The organism is Bradyrhizobium sp. CSA207, from assembly GCF_029051685.1.
Classification (GTDB): Bacteria; Pseudomonadota; Alphaproteobacteria; order Rhizobiales; family Xanthobacteraceae; genus Bradyrhizobium.
The window spans coordinates 13,192-30,966 of sequence record NZ_JAACFT010000007.1 but is presented as its reverse complement, the minus strand read 5'-3'; the positions used below and the strand labels follow the sequence as shown (position 1 = coordinate 30,966).

Genomic DNA, 17,775 nt, shown 5'->3' with positions numbered 1-17,775 from the left:
CAGCTTCAAACGAGGTAGGATTTCTTGATGGAGGCGCCGAGCGTATATTTGGGATCGACCATGTTGCCGACGCGGACGCGTCCGGCCTGGGTCAGGAGCATGTAGGCGTCGATCTCGTCGAAGCCGTAATCGGCTGCCATCCAGCGGCAGAGCTCGCGATAGGCGATGCGGGCTGCATCCTCCATCGGCCGCGCCGACCCGATGGTCATGATGAAGTCCTTGGTCTCGAGCCGCGGCCAGGCAATGGTCCAGTTCTTGATCAGGTCGATCTGCACCGTGGTCACGGTCGGATGCTCGATGGCGACGCCGCAGAGCTCGCCGTCGCCCTGCGCGGCATGACAGTCGCCGAGATAGAGCAACGCACCCTTGGTGTTGACCGGCAGGTAGATGACGGCGCCGACGCCGACATCCGGCAGGTCCATGTTGCCGCCGTAATAGTCCGGGACCAGCGAGGAGATCGCCTCGATCTCCGGCGAGGTGCCGATGGTGCCGATGAAGGGTTCATAGGGCAGCGTGATCTTGTCGTTCCACTTGGTCCCGGTCTTGGCGTCGATCACGAGCTTCTTCACGCGCTCGGGCAGCGCCGGATTGAGCAGCGCGGTCTGGCCGGTCGAGACCAGGCCGCCGAAATCCGGCATGACCACGGTGGTGCCGCACGGCTGCGGCCCGCGCGGCACGATGCTCTCGATGTAGATCGCGAGCACGTCGCCCTTCTCTGCGCCGTTGACGTGGACGGGCCCATTCTGCGGATTGAGGAACGGAAAGTTGAGGATCTTCGACGGGCTGTCGGTCTCGTGCTTGATCGCGCCTTCGAACGCGTCGTGCGTCTCGGCGGAGACGACCGCACCGGGATCGACGGTCAGAACCGGCCCTACGTAAGGGCCGTAGACATAGTGATACTTGCCCTGCTCGCTCTCCGTGATCGTGTGCTGCTTGCCACGCTCGCCCTTGGCGACGCCTTTGCGTGCCATGATGGAATCGCTTTGCCAGGCCATTGATATTCTCCTTGGTTGGGCGTCGCTTTTTTTCAAACTGCCAGATGGCGGCGCATCTCCGCCACGTCGTCGAGCGCGGAGCGGTCGAGACTTGCGACGATGCGGCCCTTGACCATGACGTAGCAGCGCTGCGCCATGGCGCGGATCATGTCGAGATTCTGCTCGACCAGGATGATGGTCACGCCGGTCCTGCGGTTGAGCTCGACCATGTTGCGCGCGATGTCCTGGACGATGTTGGGCTGAATGCCCTCCGAGGGTTCGTCGAGCAGGATCAGATTGGGATCGGCGATCAGGACGCGTCCGATCGCGAGCTGCTGCTGCTGTCCTCCGGACATCGTGCCGGCGCGCTGATTCCAGCGCTCTTCGAGGATCGGAAACGCTTCGACGATCCTGCGCCGGCCCGCCTCGGGAATGCCGCCGCGCTTGATCGCAGCGCCGACCGCGACGTTCTCGCCGACGGTCAGGCGCGGAAACACGTCCCGCCCCTGCGGCACGTAACCCATGCCGAGACGCGCCCGCTTGTGCGCCGGCAGTGTTTCCACCGCTTCGCCGCGATAGACGATCGAGCCGCTCATCGCCGGCACGAGCCCGATCAGGCTCTTCATCAGCGTTGACTTGCCGACGCCGTTGCGTCCGATGACGGCGACGATCTCGCCTTCCCGCACCTCGATCTCGAGGCCCTGGAGCACCGGCTTGCCGCCATAACCGGCGCGCAGAGCCAGCGTCGAGAGGATCACTTCCTTGCGCGGCACATCAAGCATGGGCCTGCCCCAGATAGATCGCCGCGACGCGCTCATTGGCCACGATCTCCTCGATCGAGCCTTGCGCGAAGACCTGGCCGAGATGCAGCACGGTGACGCGCCGGGCAACCTGGCGCACGAACGCCATGTCGTGCTCGATCGCCAGCACGGTCATGCCGTCGGCGTTGAGCCGCTGGACCATTTCGCCGGTCATGTGGGTTTCTTCGGGCGACATGCCGGCGGTCGGCTCGTCCAGCAGCAGGAGGCGCGGCTTCAGGCTGATCGCCATGCCGATCTCCAGCCACTGCTTCTGGCCATGACTGAGATTGCCGGCCGTCTGCGTCTGTTCGGACTCCAGCCCGAGGAAGGTTAGCAGCCGGCCGATCTCGGCTTCAAGCCCGGCACCGCGATGTCGGCTCTGGAGTGCAATCTCGAGGTTCTGCCGCACGGACAAGCCCTTGAAAACGCCGGGCACCTGGAACTTGACCGACAGGCCGCGGTGAATTCGCGCAAAGGACTTCAGCGCGGTGATGTTCTCACCAGCGAACAGAATGTCGCCGCTGCCGGGATGATGCTCACCCAGGATCAAGCGGAACAGCGTGCTCTTGCCGGCACCGTTCGGGCCGATCAGGCAATGAATTTCGCCAGGCTCGAGGGTGAGGTTCACGCCGTTGGTGACGTGCAGCCCGCCAAAATGCTTGTTCAGTTCGCGCAGCTCGAGCAGCGACATCAGCCGGCCTTCTGCGTGAAGCGGGTGGCGAGGCGGCCGAGCCAATTCATCACCCCGAGCACGAGGCCGTTCGGCGCGATCAGCACCGTGAGCACCAGCAACACGCCCATGAAGACGAGCGCATACTGGCTGCCGTAGATCGTAAGTGCCTGGAACGCGGCGAGCACCACCAGCGTGCCGATCACTGTCGAGGTCAGGTCGCTACGGCCGCCGACCGCAACCCAGATCAGCGGCAGCGCCGCCGCCGTCATGCTCATGCTTGACGGCGTGATGTACTGCCCCCACACCGTATAGAGCACGCCGGAGAGCCCGGCGAGCGCGGCGCCGATGACGAAGGTGATGAGCTGGTATTTGCGGATGTCGTAGCCGAGCATCTCCGCCCGCTCCGGATTTTCGCGGATCGCGACGATGACGTTGCCAAACGACGAGTTCATCAGAATGCGAAGCGCCAGATAGACGAGGACCAGCAGGCCGAGCACGAGGTAATAGAGCCCGACATCGGCGAACAGCACGATCGGCTCGCCCGGCCACGGGATGGTCAGGGGAGGCATCGCACTCATGCCGTTGAAGCCGTTGAGCCGCGCGCTGCCGATGTGCCATTCCGGTCCCGCTGTCTGCGCCATGAAGCGTTCCAGCATCAGCGTCACGGCGAGCGTGACGATGCCGAGAAAGACGCCGGCGATGCGGCCGAAGAACATGAAATAGCCGAGCAGGACCGCGAACAGCGCGGCTATCGCGACCGCAGCCACCAGCGCGACCAGCGTGAAGCCGTAAGCCGAGCCGAAATTGAGGGTGAGGACGCCATAGCCGTAACCCGCGATCCCGAAGAACGCCGTCTGGCCAAAGGACAGCGAGCCGCCATAGCCCCAGATCACGCAAAGGCTGAGCGCGATGAAGACCCAGACGAAGAAATAGACGGTGTTGCCGACCGTGTAACCGTCACTGAACAGCGGATACGCGAGCGCGGCCGCGAGCACGACGGCAAAGAGACTCCAGAAGGCCGGCCCCCGGCCGACGGTCTGCGGGCCTTCGAGGCGACGAAAGAATGAAACCAACCCTGTCACGACCCATCACTCCGTCAGGTGCGCTCGCGCAGCACGAAGCCGGAGATGCCCTTCGGCAGGACCCGGACCACGATGATGACGGCGACCAGCAGGCCGATCTGGCCGAACAACTGCCCCTGCCACGACGTCATCACCGATTTCACCACCGCGAGCACGCCACCCGCCGGCGCCGTGCCGAGAAAGACGTCGGCGCCGCCGATCACCACGGTGACGAAGGCCTCCATGATGAAGGTCGCGCCCATGGTCGGCACCAGCGTCATGGTCGGCGCGTAGAGCCCGCCGGCAAGTCCGGCAAGCCCTGCGCCGCAGGCGAAGGTGAGGCTGTAGATCAGGCGCGTATCGACCCCGAGCGCCGCCGCCATGTGCGGCACCTGGATGGTGGCGCGCACCAGCACGCCGAAGCGGGTCCAGTTGAACAGCGCATAGAGTGCGGCGAGCACGCCGAGCGCGGAGCAGAACAGCACGATGCGATAGATCGAATAGGAGTAGTCACCGACCTGGAAGCTGCCGAACGGCGTGCCGACCCCCGCCATGGTCGATCCGACCATGATCAGCGTGCCCTGCGTGGCGATCAGGCTGAGCCCCCAGGTGGCGACGATGGTGTCGAGCGGCCGGTCGTAGAGATGGCGGATCACCGCGAGCTCCACCAGCACGCCGACCAGCGCCGACACGACTGTACCCGCCAGGATTCCCAGCGGCAACGGCAGGCCGGCATGCACGGTCGCCGCGGTGACATAGGCACCGCACATGATGAACTCGCCATGGGCGAGATTGATCACCCCCATCATGCCGAAGATCACCGCGAGCCCGCAGGCCGAGAGCACCAGGAACGCAAAAGCGTCGCCGAATTGATAGAGCGCCGAGAAGACGTGGGTCGCGATATCCATGAACCAACCAGACTATGAGAAGACGCGGCGTTGCCGCTGCAGGTGTCCGTGATCGCCCCGGCCCGCCGCGAGGCCGGAGCGATCCGCCGCCGGTCAGGGTTTCGGCGGGGGATTCGATGGCGTGTACTGGGCCATCGGATCTTTCTTGGTGAGATCGCAGCCGGCCTCACCCAGCCAGTACGGCTTGATGTCCTCCCAGATCTTCGGGAAGGAGATCGAGTGATCGGCGCCGACCTTGGCGAGATAGATCGTGTGCGACATGTGCTGGCTTTTCGGGTCGATGCAGACCTTGCCCTCAGGCGCGTCCATGCAGACGTCGCCCATCGCGATCACCTTGCGGATCTCATCGCGCTTGGTCGACTTCGCCCGCTCCACCATCTGCTTATAGAGGTAGACGGCGAGATAGGAGTTCTCCGCCTCCTGGTTCACGTAGGGCTCGCTCGGGAATTTCGCCTTGAACTTGGCGTAGAATTCCTTGCTCTTCGGTGAGTCGATCTCCTCGATGTAGTTGGTGGTGACGTACATGTCCTTCAGGCTCGGCGGCTTGAAGCGCTTGTGCTCGTAGCCCTGCCCGACATTGACCGAGGACGCCATCGGCAGGTTGACGTTGGCGGATGCGGCCTGCTCGTAGTAGGACGCCTGCGCGGTGCCGACCAGCAGCGTGACCACGAAGTCGGGCTTGGCCTTCTGGATGTTCTGGATGCTCTGCGAGAATTGCGAGACGCCAAGCGGGATGAATTCCTCGCCGGCCATCTTGCCGCCGTTCTCCTTGACGATCTTGCGCACCCATTCCGCCGAGATCTGGCCGAAATTGTAGTCGGCGGCGAGCGTGTAGACGTTCTTGCCGTACTTCTCCATCATGTAGGGAATGAGCGTGGAGAACTGCTGCTCCGGCACTGCGCCGGTCACGATCATGTGGCCGTCGCAGACGCCGCCTTCATACTGGTTGTTGTAGAAGGCGAAGCCGTTGAACTGATCGACGATCGGCCGGTAGGCCTCGCGCGAGGCCGAAGAAAAGCCCGCAAACACCACATCGACCTTGTCACGCTGAAGCACGCGCCGCATGAATTCCTGATAGCGGGTGTTGTCGGACTGGGTGTCGTAGGGCGCGAGCTCGAGCGGCCGGCCCATGATGCCGCCGGCCTTGTTGATCTCATCCGCGGCGAGCTGGATGGCGTGGACCTTGCCGATGGTGGCGGCGGCGAAGTCGCCGGACTGATCCTCCAGCACGCCGAGCTTGATCGGGTTTTCCGCGGCGAGCGCCAGGTTTGACGCGAGGACAAGCGTCCCCGTGAGGGCTGCGGCGCGCAGCCCCCGCAATACAGACGTGCTCATTTTGCTTCTCCTAGATGGCTTGCTTGTTGCCGCCTTGCAGCATGATGCCGGTCGTGCGGCCGGTCGTGTCGGGCGGCTTCGCCCGCTTGCTCAGAAACTCCTCGCAGTAGAGTTCCATGTTCTGCCGCGCGCGCATGCTTTCGCGACGGAGCTGGGAATAGGCACCCTCCTCATCGAGGCCGCCTTGCTGCATCAGCAGGATCACGGCCCGGATCACCGCCCGCCGGCCGCGGCGGCGCTCTTCGAGATCCCGCAAGCGCTCACTCATTTCGGCGCGCAGCAGAAACTGGTTGATGCCCATGAACAGAGATGTGTAGACCGCACCGCCATGCACCGGCTTGCGCAGGAACGAGGTCGCACCGAGATTGACGAGCGCCTTCAGACGGCTCGGCGCCTCGACGCCGACGAGGCCGATCACCGGCACCGGCGGCAGCCGCGACGCGGGATCGACCTCGATGGCGACAGCGCCTTCGAGATCGCCGTCGACGAAAAGGATGTCGCGGTCGGCCTGGAGGCTCGCAACGTCGATCTGCGCACGGCCGTCGATGATTTCAGGATATTCGGTGGAAACACCGAGCTTGGCGAGCGTCGTTTCGAGCGTGCTCTCCCATCCGCCTCGCCGTGTCACGACGATGGCGCGGCCACCCTTGAAATTTTGTAGCAGTCGAGAGCTCATGATTACACCACCTTCAACAGCGGAGAGCGCATCGCGCTGGCAAAGCGCGGCGACGACTGGACGAGATAGGGATCGGGCGCGATCGGCTCGCGGGATTCCAGCAGCACCTCGAATTGCCCGTTCGCGGCCGAGCGGCCGATCCGCGGCGTGAGCCAGGCGTGAAAGGTCTGCCGGTCGATACGGACCTCGCCTTGCGGCGCACGCAGCCGTTGATCCGCCACGGCGGCGCGCACCGTGCGCGCGTCGTCGGTGCCGGCCTGCGACAATGCCGCTGCGAGCAGCTTGACGGCGATGTAGGACGACTCTGCATCGGCCGACGAGACCGGTCCGTCCGGAAAGGACTTCGTATAGACATCGATGAAGGCGGCATTCTCCGGTGAATTCAGCGACGAGAAATAGACGCTCGACGATAGATGTCCGTCGATCGCATCGGGCCCGATCTCCGGCAGCTCCGGTTCGGACAGCGTGCAGCTGGCGACGGGAATTTCCGCAGCCTGATCGATGCCACGCGCGCGGCAAGCGGCCCGGAATGCGCGGAAGAAGGCATAGGCGCTGGTGCCGATCAGATTGTTGAAGACGAAGTCCGGGCGCTGGTCGATGATCGCGGCAATGACCTGGTCGACCTCGGTATCGCCGACCGAAAGATAACGTTCGGCGAGCACGGTGCCGCCGCGTGCAATCAACGCCTCGCGGAAAATGCGGTTGTTCTCCCAGGCCCAGATGTAGTTGGAGCCGATGCAGAAGGCGCGCGTGCCGACCCGGGAGGCCAGATAGTCGACCAGCGGCAGCACGTGCTGGTTGGGCGCGGCGCCGGTGTAGATGACGTTATCGGAGCTCTCGAACCCCTCGTAATGCGAGGGGTACCACAACAGCCCGTCGAACTTCTCGAAGCACGGGATCACCTCCTTGCGGCTCGACGAGGTGTAGCAACCGACTACCTGGTGGATGCCGGAACCGAGCAGCTCGAGGCTGAGCGAACGATAGCGCGCGAGGTCGCCGGACGGATTGACCACGACCGGCTCCAACACGATGTCGCCGCCACTCGCATTGATCTCCTGGAAGGCCAGCAATGCGCCATTGAGGATCGAGCGCGCGACGACGCTGTAGGAGCCCGTTGTCGAGAACATCACGCCAATTCGATACCGCTTCTGCGTCATCACTCGATCCAAAACAAAAAAAACGCCCGCCGGCTGTGAAGCCGAGGGCGCCCTCGCCGCCAACCGAACACGCGATGAAAGCGTGGCGTTGGAAATGGTTGAACTCGCCGCGTTGATGGGCCGTCTTGCCCAACGCTTGCAGGCTACGGTCGTTGAGATCGGATATTATGTCAAGCGCGTTGTTGCAGCGGAAGTTGCCGCAATTCGTGCCGGCCTGTAGCAAAACTGTGCAAGGTGGTTCATGCCCGCGGAACGGGCCTACCAAGGCGGCCGGCACGGCGGCGGGTCAAAAATTGCCCGCACAGAGTGGTGCGCGCGACCACCGATCGATCAGGTTCACCATCAACCCAACCTCAGGACCGCATAGCGACAAAACAAGTGGACCGTTTTGTCTCGCATGTCGCCTTCTCGTCCTTCCTCCCCGGCGGCGTCGACGAAGCCGCCGGACTCGACGACCGTGGAAGTCAGCAATCCCGTCTTTGTCAGCAGATATTGCGGCATGTGCGACGCAGCGCGCAGGCCGCTCTCCTCCCCGAACATCGAGATCGGATGCTTGATCTCGCACTGAACGCTGGCTTCCAAATGGTCCTGGTTCTCGCCAACTCTGGGCAGGTCGGCGACGATTTCGATGGGTGAAATTTAATCAAGAGTCGCTGATCGAGCCTGACCTATTGCCAGATCACCCTTGTTGATGACAAGAAGGTCGGCACGAATGACGCCTGGGCCTCGCTTACGCGGGATATCGTCGCCACCAGCGACATCAATGACGAACATCCAGAAATCCGTCAGATCACGCGAAAAGGTCGAGGCGAGATTGTCGCCGCCGCTTTCGAGCAGAATGAGCTCGGACACCGGGGAAACGTCGCTCGAGTTCGTCCGCCGCCTCGATGTTGAGTGTCGGATCTGGCCATTCGCCTCTTTGTCGATGGCCCGACACTCACAAAGATTATCGACAGGATGGTTGAATCGGCCGAGGTCTATCGTGGCCCTGATCCGAACGACCGACGCAGGGTTCTGATCTTCGTCTCGCGCATAGGAGCAGCACATTTCGATGACATTGCTCCCCTGATCTCGTCCATCGAGCGGGACATCCTGGACAGGCTGGGCGCATCAGATGCTGCAACTTTGACAAGCCTGCTCTCGGAATTGCTCGGTGACCCCGTCTCTTCGCGTCCACTTTCGTCTCGCCGCCGGGAAACCTTGAATTACAAATGATAGTGGCGGCTTTGGAACGAGCGGCACGACACCGCACGACGGCCCTGCTCGCAAGGTGCTGGCTGCAAGGCACGCCGGTCTTTGCGATCGGCGAACAGCCGCTGCTCGCAGCCATTGAGGCAGCCGGATACGATCTGGCCTCCGAGGACCCGGAGGTCGTGGTGCTCGGATTCGATTCGACACTCGACTACGCCCAAGCTGCGGACGGCGATACGGGCCGCCCTGGCGGAAGCGGCGATCATTGCGACCAATCCCGATGTCCTCACGCCGGTGCACGATGGATATGACCCTTGCGTCGGCGTGATGACCGCGGCGGTGGTCGCCGCGGTACCGAGTGTGATGCCGATCGTCGTCGGCAAGCCGCATCCCTTCCTGATCGAACAGGCGCTCGAGCATCTCGTTACCGCAAAGCGCGAAACGATCATGTTCGGCGACCAGCTCGCGACCGATATCGCGGCCGGCAACGCCGCCGGCCTACGCTCCATCCTGCTCGCCAGCGACGTCCCGTTCAATGCGGCCACGGGGGTCGTCCCTGATCGTGTCGTGTCGAGCCTTCTCGATCTCCTCGATGCCGCTTCCAAGAGGGCCGGCCCGCTCTCATGATGACTCCGACGTTGATCGAGAGCATGCAGACCGAGCTCGGCGCAGCCTTGCCGCTCTGGGATCTTTCGTCACAATCGACGGTCTCCTGCCTCAGCCATTCCGAGAACACAACGTTTCTGGCGCAGGACCCGGCGTCTGGACGGAGGCTGGTGCTGCGCGTGCAGCGGGTCGGCTACCATACGTCCGCCGAGATCAGGTCCGCGCTCGCCTGGATCGATGCGCTGATAACGGAGGATATTGTCGTCACGCCTCGCCCGGTCAACCGACGGTGAGGGCCGGTCGCTATGTCCGATCGTCCTGAATGGCTCGCCGCGACAGATTGCGGCACTCGAGTATCTCAGCGGCAAGGAGCCCGATCCATCGGACCATCTCATCGCCTGGTTCGGAAAACTCGGCGCGATCAGCGCCAGGCTTCACGCGCATAGCCGCCGATGGAAGCAGCCGCCGGACTTTCAGCGCAAGGTCTGGGATTTTGATGCAATGTTGGGGACTCGACCGTTGTGGGGCGATTGGCACGCCGGCCTCGGTCTTCGCGAAGATGGTCGAAAATTGCTGCAGAGGGTCGCCGACACACTCAGGCAGCGTCTCGATACCTACGGAAACACAAACGACCGGTTCGGCCTCGTTCACGCCAATCTGCGACTGGCCAATCTTCTCGTCGACGGCGCGCGTCTCGGCGTGATCGACTTCGACGATTGCGGGCTTCTCCTGGTTCTTCTACGACTTTGCCGTGATGCTCCGGCGCATGTTGCTGACTGCATGGATCGCGTCGCATTCGGACACCGAGACCGCACGACGGCTGGGAACGGACTACACCGATGGAACCGCCGCGATGGGGGAGCGATTCCTGCAAGCGCTTTGATGGTCGCCCGTGACGAGACAGAGTCGTCGCTTGTTTTCATTTCGTTCCAGTCTCTCCTACGTTCCAGTCTTGCCCTCGCGCCAGTCTTGCTGTTCCGCGGCTCCAGAGCGCCACGACCGGTGCTGTCCAGCCGGGAAGAATCCCCGGAACGTCAGCTTCATCATAATTTCCGATATCGGCGAACGATATTTCGAATTTTACAAGCGTCTCCCGCAACGCAAAACTCCGCCTGTGATTGGCGGCGAGTGAGAAGGCGTTGAGATGACTTCCGGTGGCTTGGAGTTGGGCGCTCACGACGTCAGCGTCCAATTCGAAGGCTTGAAAGCGCTGTCGAAAGTTACGCTCTCGGTTCCGCGGGGACGCATCACCGGACTGATCGGCCCCAACGGCGCCGGAAAGACGACACTTATCAACGTGCTGACGGGGTTCCAGCCGATCGGCACAGGGACCGTTTCGCTGGAAGGCGAAGTGCTCAACGGCGTCGTGGCCCACAAGCTTCGACGCAAGGGCGTCGCGCGCACGTTTCAGTCTGGCCGACTTTTCCGCGACCTCCCGGTCGTGGACAATCTCGAAGTCACCGGCGTGGGTCTCGGTCAGGCGCGGCGCGAGGCGATCACGGAGGCCGAGCGCGTGATGACCTGGCTCGGCATATCGCACCTCGGCAGCACGATCGCAGGCGCCCTGCCCTACACCGACGAACGCCGTGTCGCCATCGGCCGCGCCATCATGTGCACGCCGCGCTATCTGCTCCTGGACGAGCCCGCGGCCGGCATGTCCGAGCATGAAAGCCACGATCTGGCCGTCATCATCAGGCGGATCGCCGCCGAGCTCGGCGTCGGCGTGCTGCTGATCGAGCACAACATCGGCCTCGTGCTAGAACTCTGCAAGCGAATCTTCGTGCTCGATTCCGGCGAGATCATCGAAGTCGGGGCTCCTGCGCAGATCCGCAACAGCGACGCGGTCCGGCACGCCTATATGGGCACGCAGCGCGACGAAGTGATTCCGGCGATCGCGGCTGAGATGGGCGCCGCATCATGACGTTGCTCGCCGTCGACGACATCACCGTAAGCTACGGGCGCCTCACGGCCTTGCGCGGCGTCACGCTGAAGATCGCCGAGGGTGAGGTTCTGTTCGTGACAGGCCCCAACGGCGCAGGCAAGTCGACCCTTCTGAACGCGATCGCCGGCGTCGTGCCGGCGGGCTCGGGCTCCATCACCATGGACGGTGCGAAAGTGACGGGTGCCTCGCCGGAGGACATCGCCCGGCGGGGATTTTCGCTGGTGCCGGAGGGTCGCAACGTCTTCGGCGCACTGAGCATCGAGGAAAATCTGAAGGTCGGCACGGGTATGCGGGCCGACAGGCACAAGATCGCCGGCGACCTGGAATCCGTCTACGCCGAATTCCCGATGCTGGCCGATCGCCGCCACACTGCGGCCGGCATGCTCTCCGGCGGCCAGCAGCAGATGCTCGTCATCGGCCGTGCGTTGATGACGGCTCCACGCATCATGGCCATCGACGAGCCTTCGCTGGGACTTGCACCCAAGATCATCGATCAGGTCTACGAAATCCTTGTGCGGCTACGGGCGCAGCGCAAGCTGACGCTGCTGATCGTCGAGCAGAGCTCGACGCGAGCCATGATGACCGGCGGACGCATGATTTTGATCCGCGGCGGACGCATCGTCCTCGAGGGCGCGGCCGCCGACATGATCGAGGACGAGCGTCTGAAGCAGGCCTATTTCGGCTTCGGAGACCACTGAGAATGACGGCGGTTCTGCAGATCATCTTCGACGCACTGAGCCTCGGCAGTCTCTATGCCCTGGGCGCGCTCGGCATCGCGCTGATCTTCGGCGTCATGCGCCTCGTCAACTTCGCCCATGGCGACTTCATAGCCTTCTGCGTGTTCGCGATGCTGTGGCCGTCGATCGATGCAACAGCGGTCGTCTTCGCCGGCATGCTGCCGTTCTATCTCCTGATTCCGCTGTTGCTGATCATCGGCGCGGCACTGTCGATCCTATCGGAGATCATCGTATTCCGTCGTTTCCGCAACACCAATCCGGCGACGATGATGATCGCGTCCTTCGCCCTCGGATTCGTCATCCGCCACATCCTGCTGATGTTCTATTCCAGTCGCCCGAAATCGATCACGCTGTGGCCGAGCCTCGGCCTGCCGGTCGATTTTCTCGGCGCCCACATTCCGATGCTGCAAGTCGTGACCATCGTCATCACGCTGGTCACGCTCGCCGTGCTCGTGCTGTTCCTCAAGCGCACGCGCTATGGTCTCGAGATGCGCGCTGCCGCCGAAAACTTCACCATGGCGCGCATGCTCGGAGTCCGCGCCAACGGCGTCATCCTGCTGGCCTTTGCCATCAGCGGCATGCTGGCCGCGGCGATCGGATTGATCCTGGCCACCATCTCCGGCACCGCCGATATCAACATGGGCGCCAACGTCATGCTGATCGCCTTCATCGCCACCGTGATTGGCGGTCTCGGCAGCGTGCCCGGCGCTGTGGCCGGCGGCTTCATTATTGGCGCGGCCAGCGTCATCTTCCAGGCAACATTGCCGCACGACGCGCGCGTCTTCCGCGATGCCTTCGTCTATGGCGCGGTGATCGTTGTCCTGCTGGTGCGGCCGCAAGGCCTGTTTGCCCCGAAATCCGCCAAGCAGAGGGTCTGATCGATGTCGCAGCGGGCGTCTGTCGTCCGGCAAACGATGCTGACACCGATCGTCCTGATCGTCGTGCTGCTCGTCATGGCCACGCTGAGCTATCAATTCGGCAGCCGCGCGTTCAACCGAACTGCGGTCGAGATGTTCATCAACATCATGGTTGTCGTCGGCCTCTACGTCTTTGTCGGCAATTCCGGCCTGCTGTCGTTCGGGCACATCAGCTTCATGTGCCTCGGCGCCTATATGACCGCCTGGCTCGCGATACCGCCCGTGATGAAATCGATTACGCTCAAGGGACTGCCGGCATGGCTGCTGCACACGCAGCTGCCGATGTGGGTGGCCACGCCGATTTCGGGCGTGTTCGCGGCCTTGTTCGCGCTCGCCGTCGGGCGCGTCATCATGCGCCTGTCGGGGATTGCCGCCTCGATCGCGACCTTCGGACTGCTCGGCGTCGTTAACAACGTCTATTCAAACTGGGATTCGGTCACGGGCGGTCAAGGTTCGATCGTCGGCATACCGCCGACCATGAATGTATGGATTGGCTGGCTGGGTGCGGCGGTTGCAATCGTGATCGCCTATCTTTACGCGATTTCCCGATCCGGGCTCGCGCTTCGCGCGACCCGCGACGAGCCCGTCGCCGCCAGCGCCTCCGGAATCGACATTGTCCGCGAACGGCTGATCGCATTCGTGGTCAGCGCCTTCATCATCGGCATCGCCGGCGCGCTCTACGCGCACTTCCTGAGCATCGTCAACCCCGGTGCCTTTTATCTGCGGACGACCTTCATCACCCTGTCGATGCTGGTCGTCGGCGGGATGTACAGCCTCAGCGGGGCGGTCACCGGGGTCGTCGCGATCTCGGTGCTGATCGAATTGTTCCGCAACCTTGAAAAAGGCATCAGCCTTGGCGCACTCAAGATCGCGCTGCCGAACGGGGTCCAGGAGATCGCGATCGGCATCATCACCATCGTCATCCTGATGTACCTGCCGACCGGCCTCACCCGCAACCAGGAGTTCTCCTGGCGCGGATGGCCGATGCTGCGACGATGGTCACGCCCCGTGCGGACGGCGAAGGAACTGAACTGAATTCAACTGCACAACTGGAGGAATGGTTATGCGTCTTGCGAGAATACTGGGCGTCCTGGTTGGAGTGTCCGCACTCTGGTTCGCACCGGCCAAAGCGGCCGACGAGATCGTCATCGGATTTGCGACCGCAGCTTCAGGCTTTATGCAGGCCTATGATAAGCCGGCGCAAGATGCGGCAATGATCCGCATCGACGAGATCAACAAGGCGGGCGGCTTGCTTGGCAAGAAGATCAAGGCCGTTTTCGCCGACACCAAGACCGATCAGGCTGAAGGCGCCAAGGCCGGCCTCGCGGTCCTCGACCAGGGCGCCGACCTTGTGGTCGTCTCCTGCGACTACGACTTCGGCGCGCCGGCGGCGCTTCAGGCGCAAGCGGCCGGCAAGGTCTCGTTCTTCCTCTGCGCCGAGTCGATCAAGGCAGGCATCCCCGGCGTCGGTCCCTACTCGTTCTCCGGCTCCGTTCTGGCGGCCGTGCAGGGCGCGACGATGGCGGAATGGGCCTACAACAAGAAGAATGCCCGCACCTTCTACCGGCTGCTCGACAGCTGGACCGTCTATAACAAGGGTATCTGCGACGGCTTCGACTGGATGATGCCGAAGCTGAAGGACGCGAAGCTGGCCGGAAGCGACACATTCAAGAATGATGACGCTTCGATCGCATCCCAGATCACGCGTATCAAGAGCCTGCCAAAGGAGCCTGACGCCATCATGGTCTGCACGATGATGCCGGGCGCGGTTTCGGCCATCAAGCAGATCCGGGCCGCCGGCATCAAATCGATGATCCTCAACGGCTCGAGCATGGACGGCAGCTACTGGCTGAACGCCATTCCGGATCTATCGAACTTCTACGTTCCGGTGCAGGGCTCGATCTACGGCGACGATCCCAATCCGAAAGTCAACGAGTTCAACAAGAAGTACAAGGACGTGACGGGCGGCGATCCGTCCAGCCAGTACGTCTATCCCGGCTATGTCCTGATCGAAGTCTGGGCCAAGGCGGTCGAACGCGCCAAGACAACCGACGCCCCGCCCGTCGTCGCCGAGCTGGAAAAGATGAACAACGAGGCCACGCTGTTCGGGCCGCGTACCTTCAACAAGGACATCCACCATCAGAACCAGGGCCGCTACCTGATCATCGACACCGAGGTTGGCAAGCCGAAGATGGTCGATCAGTGGACGATCTCGGAGAAGATCCCGGTCGACTATCTGGTGTCGAAGTAAATCGGCAATGCGCCGCCCGCGGTGCCTGTTGCACCCGCGGGCGGCCGTCCCCCTTGGATCGAACCCAAGCCGTTGAGAGGAAACAGGAGAATGGTCGTGATTAATTGCGACATGGGCGAGGCCTATGGCCTCTACAAAATGGGCGACGACAGGGGGCTGATGCCCCACATCGATGTCGCCAACGTGGCTTGCGGCTTCCATGCATCCGATTTCAACCACATGCGCAAGACGGTGCAGCTCGCCAAGCAATTCGGCGTCAAGGTCGGCGCCCATCCGTCACTGCCGGACCTGCAGGGCTTCGGACGGCGGGAGATGAAGATCGACCGCGAAGAGCTGACAAACTGCCTGCTCTATCAGATCGGCGCGCTCAAGGCTTTCCTGGATGCCGAAGGCCTGCCGCTCAATCACATCAAGCCGCACGGCGCCCTCTATGGCATGGCCGCGCGCAACGAGAACATCGCGGAGGCCGTCGCGGATGCCGCCGATGTTTACAAGGTGCCACTACTCGGCATGAAGGGCACGCTGCATCAGATGGTCTACGAGCGGCGAGGCCACACCTTCGTCGCCGAATACTACGCCGACCTCGACTACAACGCCGACGGCAGCCTGATCATCACACGCGAGCACGAGGCCAAGGATCCGACCGATGCGGCAACGCGGTGCACGCGGGCCGTGAATGAAGGCAAGACCCGGTCGGTGGCCGGAAACGACGTCCTGGTCGGAGCCGACTCGATCTGCATCCACTCCGACACGCCCAATGCCGTCGCGATCGCGCACGCCGTTCGCGACGCAGTCCGCCCCTATCTCACCGCGCGGTGAGGCGGAAGGCTGGAAGAGACGATCCACCAGGAGGACCCCATGGCAACTCAGCAGATATTCTCGCCGCTACCGGGCATATTCTATCGCAAGCCCGCACCCGACAAGCCGGACTACAAGTCCGACGGAGACACGATCATGGAGAACGACACGATCGGGCTCATCGAGGTGATGAAATCATTCAACGAAGTGAAGGCCGGCGCGGCGGGCAAGATTTTGCGTTTCCTGGCCGAGAACGAAGAGGCAGTTATGGCCGGCCAGCCGATTGCCGAGATTGACGTTTGAGACGGTTCGCGCGTCCATGATGATCCGGAAGCTCCTCATAGCCAATCGCGGCGAGATCGCCGTCCGCATCATTCGTGCGGCGCGCGAACTCGGCATTGCGACCGTCCAGGTCTACAGCAAGGCCGACAAGGACTCGCTTGCCGTGCGGCTCGCCGACGAGTCGATCGAGATTGGCCCGCCGCAGGCTTCAAAGTCATATCTCAATCAGGCGACGATCCTCGCTGCCGCCAAGACGACCGGCGCCGACGCCATCCATCCCGGCTACGGATTCCTGGCCGAGAACGCCGAATTCGCCGCCGCCGTCGAGGCGGCGGGGCTGATCTTTGTCGGCCCGACGGCGCAATCGATCCGCCTGATGGGCGACAAGGTCGCGGCCCGCGAGGCTGCTGCCGCGGCCGGCGTTCCGACTGTTCCAGGAAGTCGCGGACGGCTGGAGTCTGCCGACGCAGCCTTCGCGCTGGTCGAGAAGACCGGCTTTCCCGTGATGATCAAGGCCGCGGCCGGCGGTGGCGGACGCGGCATCCGCATCGCGCGTTCGGCCGAGGAATTCCATCATCTGATGCCACAGGCGCAGGCGGAAGCACTCGCTGCCTTCGGCGATGGCGGGCTCTATGTCGAGAAGCTGATCGAAGGCGCGCGGCACATCGAGGTGCAGATCCTCGGCGACGGGCGCGACGTCATCCATTGTTTCGAGCGCGAGTGCTCGCTGCAACGACGCCGTCAGAAGGTCTGGGAAGAGGCGCCCTCGCCTTCGCTGACACCGGCCGGTCGTGACAAGCTGTGTTCATCTGCCGTTGCGCTCGCCAAGGCCGTCGACTATCGCGGCGCCGGCACGCTCGAATACCTCTACGACGACCGCAGCCACGAATTCTACTTCCTGGAGATGAACACGCGCATCCAGGTCGAGCATCCCGTGACGGAGATGATCACCGGCATCGACCTCGTGTGCGAGATGATCCGGATTGCCGGCGGTGAGCCGCTTCGCATCCGCCAGGATCAGGTTCGCGTCCGCGGTCATTCGATCGAGGTCCGCATCAATGCCGAGGATCCGGCGAAGGGCTTTTTCCCAAGCCCCGGCACTATCAGCGCGCTCAGCGTGCCCAACGGTGAAGGCGTGCGCTTCGACAGCATGCTCTATGAGGGCTACACGGTACCGCCGTTCTACGACAGCCTGCTTGGCAAGCTGATCGTGCATGACGACGACAGACGGAGTGCGATCCGGCGGCTCGAGCGTGCCCTTGCGGAGCTCCGTGTCGAGGGCCTGGCGACGACAAAGCCCCTGCATCAGGCGCTCGCACGCGATCCCGACGTTCAGGCCGCGCGCTTTCATACCGCCTGGCTCGAGCCATGGCTTGAAACCCATGCGGCGTCGCTCGGCACCGCAGCGCCGTCACCGACCACCAAGGTCGCGCAATGACCGCGAGAGACCCCGCCCCGTCAGCAACA

General features: G+C 63.1%; 23 protein-coding genes. 13 read left to right on the top strand and 10 right to left on the bottom strand.

The annotated features are described in order from the left end of the window. Positions 1-5 precede the first annotated feature (5 nt). The 8 genes from GWG65_RS09400 to GWG65_RS09365 all read right to left on the bottom strand — a co-directional run bounded on the left by GWG65_RS09400 (position 6) and on the right by GWG65_RS09365 (position 7,584). Positions 6-995, bottom strand: a complete 990-nt coding sequence (locus GWG65_RS09400) for an acetamidase/formamidase family protein (protein ID WP_275195199.1) — start codon at positions 993-995, stop codon at positions 6-8. 32 nt (positions 996-1,027) lie between these two features. Beyond that, a complete protein-coding gene (locus GWG65_RS09395; protein ID WP_275195197.1) occupies positions 1,028-1,756 on the bottom strand; it encodes an ABC transporter ATP-binding protein in 729 nt (242 codons plus the stop codon). Then, on the bottom strand, positions 1,749-2,465 hold the full coding sequence (locus GWG65_RS09390; RefSeq protein WP_275195196.1) for an ABC transporter ATP-binding protein: 717 nt from the start codon (positions 2,463-2,465) through the stop codon (positions 1,749-1,751). The genes GWG65_RS09395 and GWG65_RS09390 overlap by 8 nt, the downstream gene beginning before the upstream one ends. After that, complete coding sequence (locus GWG65_RS09385; RefSeq protein WP_275195194.1) at positions 2,465-3,529, bottom strand: branched-chain amino acid ABC transporter permease; 1,065 nt, start codon at positions 3,527-3,529, stop codon at positions 2,465-2,467. The genes GWG65_RS09390 and GWG65_RS09385 overlap by 1 nt, the downstream gene beginning before the upstream one ends. A gap of 14 nt (positions 3,530-3,543) precedes the next feature. Beyond that, on the bottom strand, positions 3,544-4,416 hold the full coding sequence (locus GWG65_RS09380; RefSeq protein ID WP_275195193.1) for a branched-chain amino acid ABC transporter permease: 873 nt from the start codon (positions 4,414-4,416) through the stop codon (positions 3,544-3,546). Positions 4,417-4,509: 93 nt separating this feature from the next. Then, entirely contained in the window at positions 4,510-5,751 is a 1,242-nt protein-coding gene (locus tag GWG65_RS09375; protein ID WP_275195192.1) for an urea ABC transporter substrate-binding protein, read from the bottom strand. A gap of 10 nt (positions 5,752-5,761) precedes the next feature. After that, positions 5,762-6,427, bottom strand: coding sequence for an ANTAR domain-containing protein (locus GWG65_RS09370; protein WP_275195191.1), 666 nt, complete (start codon positions 6,425-6,427; stop codon positions 5,762-5,764). A 2-nt stretch (positions 6,428-6,429) separates the two neighbouring features. After that, complete coding sequence (locus GWG65_RS09365) at positions 6,430-7,584, bottom strand: transporter substrate-binding domain-containing protein (RefSeq protein ID WP_275195189.1); 1,155 nt, start codon at positions 7,582-7,584, stop codon at positions 6,430-6,432. Positions 7,585-7,678: 94 nt separating this feature from the next. Here GWG65_RS09365 and GWG65_RS09360 point away from each other — a divergent pair, with 94 nt between their 5' ends. Both GWG65_RS09360 and GWG65_RS09355 read left to right on the top strand, forming a co-directional pair. Next, positions 7,679-7,804, top strand: coding sequence for a hypothetical protein (locus GWG65_RS09360; RefSeq protein ID WP_275195188.1), 126 nt, complete (start codon positions 7,679-7,681; stop codon positions 7,802-7,804). Positions 7,805-7,962: 158 nt separating this feature from the next. Continuing rightward, complete coding sequence (locus tag GWG65_RS09355; protein ID WP_275195186.1) at positions 7,963-8,220, top strand: hypothetical protein; 258 nt, start codon at positions 7,963-7,965, stop codon at positions 8,218-8,220. A 3-nt stretch (positions 8,221-8,223) separates the two neighbouring features. Here the strand turns inward: GWG65_RS09355 and GWG65_RS09350 are convergent, their stop codons facing one another. Further along, entirely contained in the window at positions 8,224-8,487 is a 264-nt protein-coding gene (locus GWG65_RS09350) for a GTP-binding protein (RefSeq protein WP_275195519.1), read from the bottom strand. Between GWG65_RS09350 and GWG65_RS09345 the strand changes: the two genes are divergently transcribed. The 3 genes from GWG65_RS09345 to GWG65_RS09335 all read left to right on the top strand — a co-directional run bounded on the left by GWG65_RS09345 (position 8,479) and on the right by GWG65_RS09335 (position 9,674). Further along, a complete protein-coding gene (locus GWG65_RS09345; RefSeq protein ID WP_275195535.1) occupies positions 8,479-8,799 on the top strand; it encodes a MarR family transcriptional regulator in 321 nt (106 codons plus the stop codon). The genes GWG65_RS09350 and GWG65_RS09345 overlap by 9 nt on opposite strands. 81 nt (positions 8,800-8,880) lie before the next feature. Next, a complete protein-coding gene (locus tag GWG65_RS40425; protein ID WP_342760634.1) occupies positions 8,881-9,402 on the top strand; it encodes an HAD hydrolase-like protein in 522 nt (173 codons plus the stop codon). After that, positions 9,399-9,674, top strand: coding sequence for a hypothetical protein (locus GWG65_RS09335; RefSeq protein WP_275195183.1), 276 nt, complete (start codon positions 9,399-9,401; stop codon positions 9,672-9,674). Before GWG65_RS40425 ends, GWG65_RS09335 begins: the two co-directional genes overlap by 4 nt. Before the next feature lie 10 nt (positions 9,675-9,684). Here the strand turns inward: GWG65_RS09335 and GWG65_RS09330 are convergent, their stop codons facing one another. Beyond that, on the bottom strand, positions 9,685-10,032 hold the full coding sequence (locus GWG65_RS09330; protein WP_275195181.1) for a hypothetical protein: 348 nt from the start codon (positions 10,030-10,032) through the stop codon (positions 9,685-9,687). Positions 10,033-10,525: 493 nt separating this feature from the next. Here GWG65_RS09330 and GWG65_RS09325 point away from each other — a divergent pair, with 493 nt between their 5' ends. From GWG65_RS09325 to GWG65_RS09290, 8 genes are all read left to right on the top strand, one after another. Beyond that, the gene (locus tag GWG65_RS09325; protein WP_275195180.1) at positions 10,526-11,302 is read left to right on the top strand and encodes an ATP-binding cassette domain-containing protein; all 777 of its coding nucleotides are present in this window, start codon (positions 10,526-10,528) and stop codon (positions 11,300-11,302) included. Continuing rightward, positions 11,299-12,021: an ABC transporter ATP-binding protein gene (locus GWG65_RS09320; protein WP_275195178.1), complete on the top strand. Its 723-nt coding sequence runs from the start codon at positions 11,299-11,301 to the stop codon at positions 12,019-12,021. Before GWG65_RS09325 ends, GWG65_RS09320 begins: the two co-directional genes overlap by 4 nt. Before the next feature lie 2 nt (positions 12,022-12,023). After that, entirely contained in the window at positions 12,024-12,938 is a 915-nt protein-coding gene (locus GWG65_RS09315) for a branched-chain amino acid ABC transporter permease (protein ID WP_275195176.1), read from the top strand. 36 nt (positions 12,939-12,974) lie between these two features. Further along, complete coding sequence (locus GWG65_RS09310) at positions 12,975-14,012, top strand: branched-chain amino acid ABC transporter permease (protein ID WP_275195174.1); 1,038 nt, start codon at positions 12,975-12,977, stop codon at positions 14,010-14,012. A 28-nt stretch (positions 14,013-14,040) separates the two neighbouring features. After that, positions 14,041-15,228, top strand: a complete 1,188-nt coding sequence (locus GWG65_RS09305) for an ABC transporter substrate-binding protein (RefSeq protein WP_275195172.1) — start codon at positions 14,041-14,043, stop codon at positions 15,226-15,228. A gap of 90 nt (positions 15,229-15,318) precedes the next feature. After that, on the top strand, positions 15,319-16,047 hold the full coding sequence (locus tag GWG65_RS09300) for a LamB/YcsF family protein (RefSeq protein WP_275195171.1): 729 nt from the start codon (positions 15,319-15,321) through the stop codon (positions 16,045-16,047). A gap of 39 nt (positions 16,048-16,086) precedes the next feature. Continuing rightward, positions 16,087-16,329 carry an acetyl-CoA carboxylase gene (locus tag GWG65_RS09295; RefSeq protein WP_275195170.1) on the top strand — a complete coding sequence of 81 codons (243 nt, stop codon included), beginning with the start codon at positions 16,087-16,089 and terminating at the stop codon, positions 16,327-16,329. Between the two features lie 16 nt (positions 16,330-16,345). After that, on the top strand, positions 16,346-17,746 hold the full coding sequence (locus tag GWG65_RS09290) for an acetyl-CoA carboxylase biotin carboxylase subunit (RefSeq protein WP_275195169.1): 1,401 nt from the start codon (positions 16,346-16,348) through the stop codon (positions 17,744-17,746). The last annotated feature ends 29 nt before the right edge of the window (positions 17,747-17,775 follow it).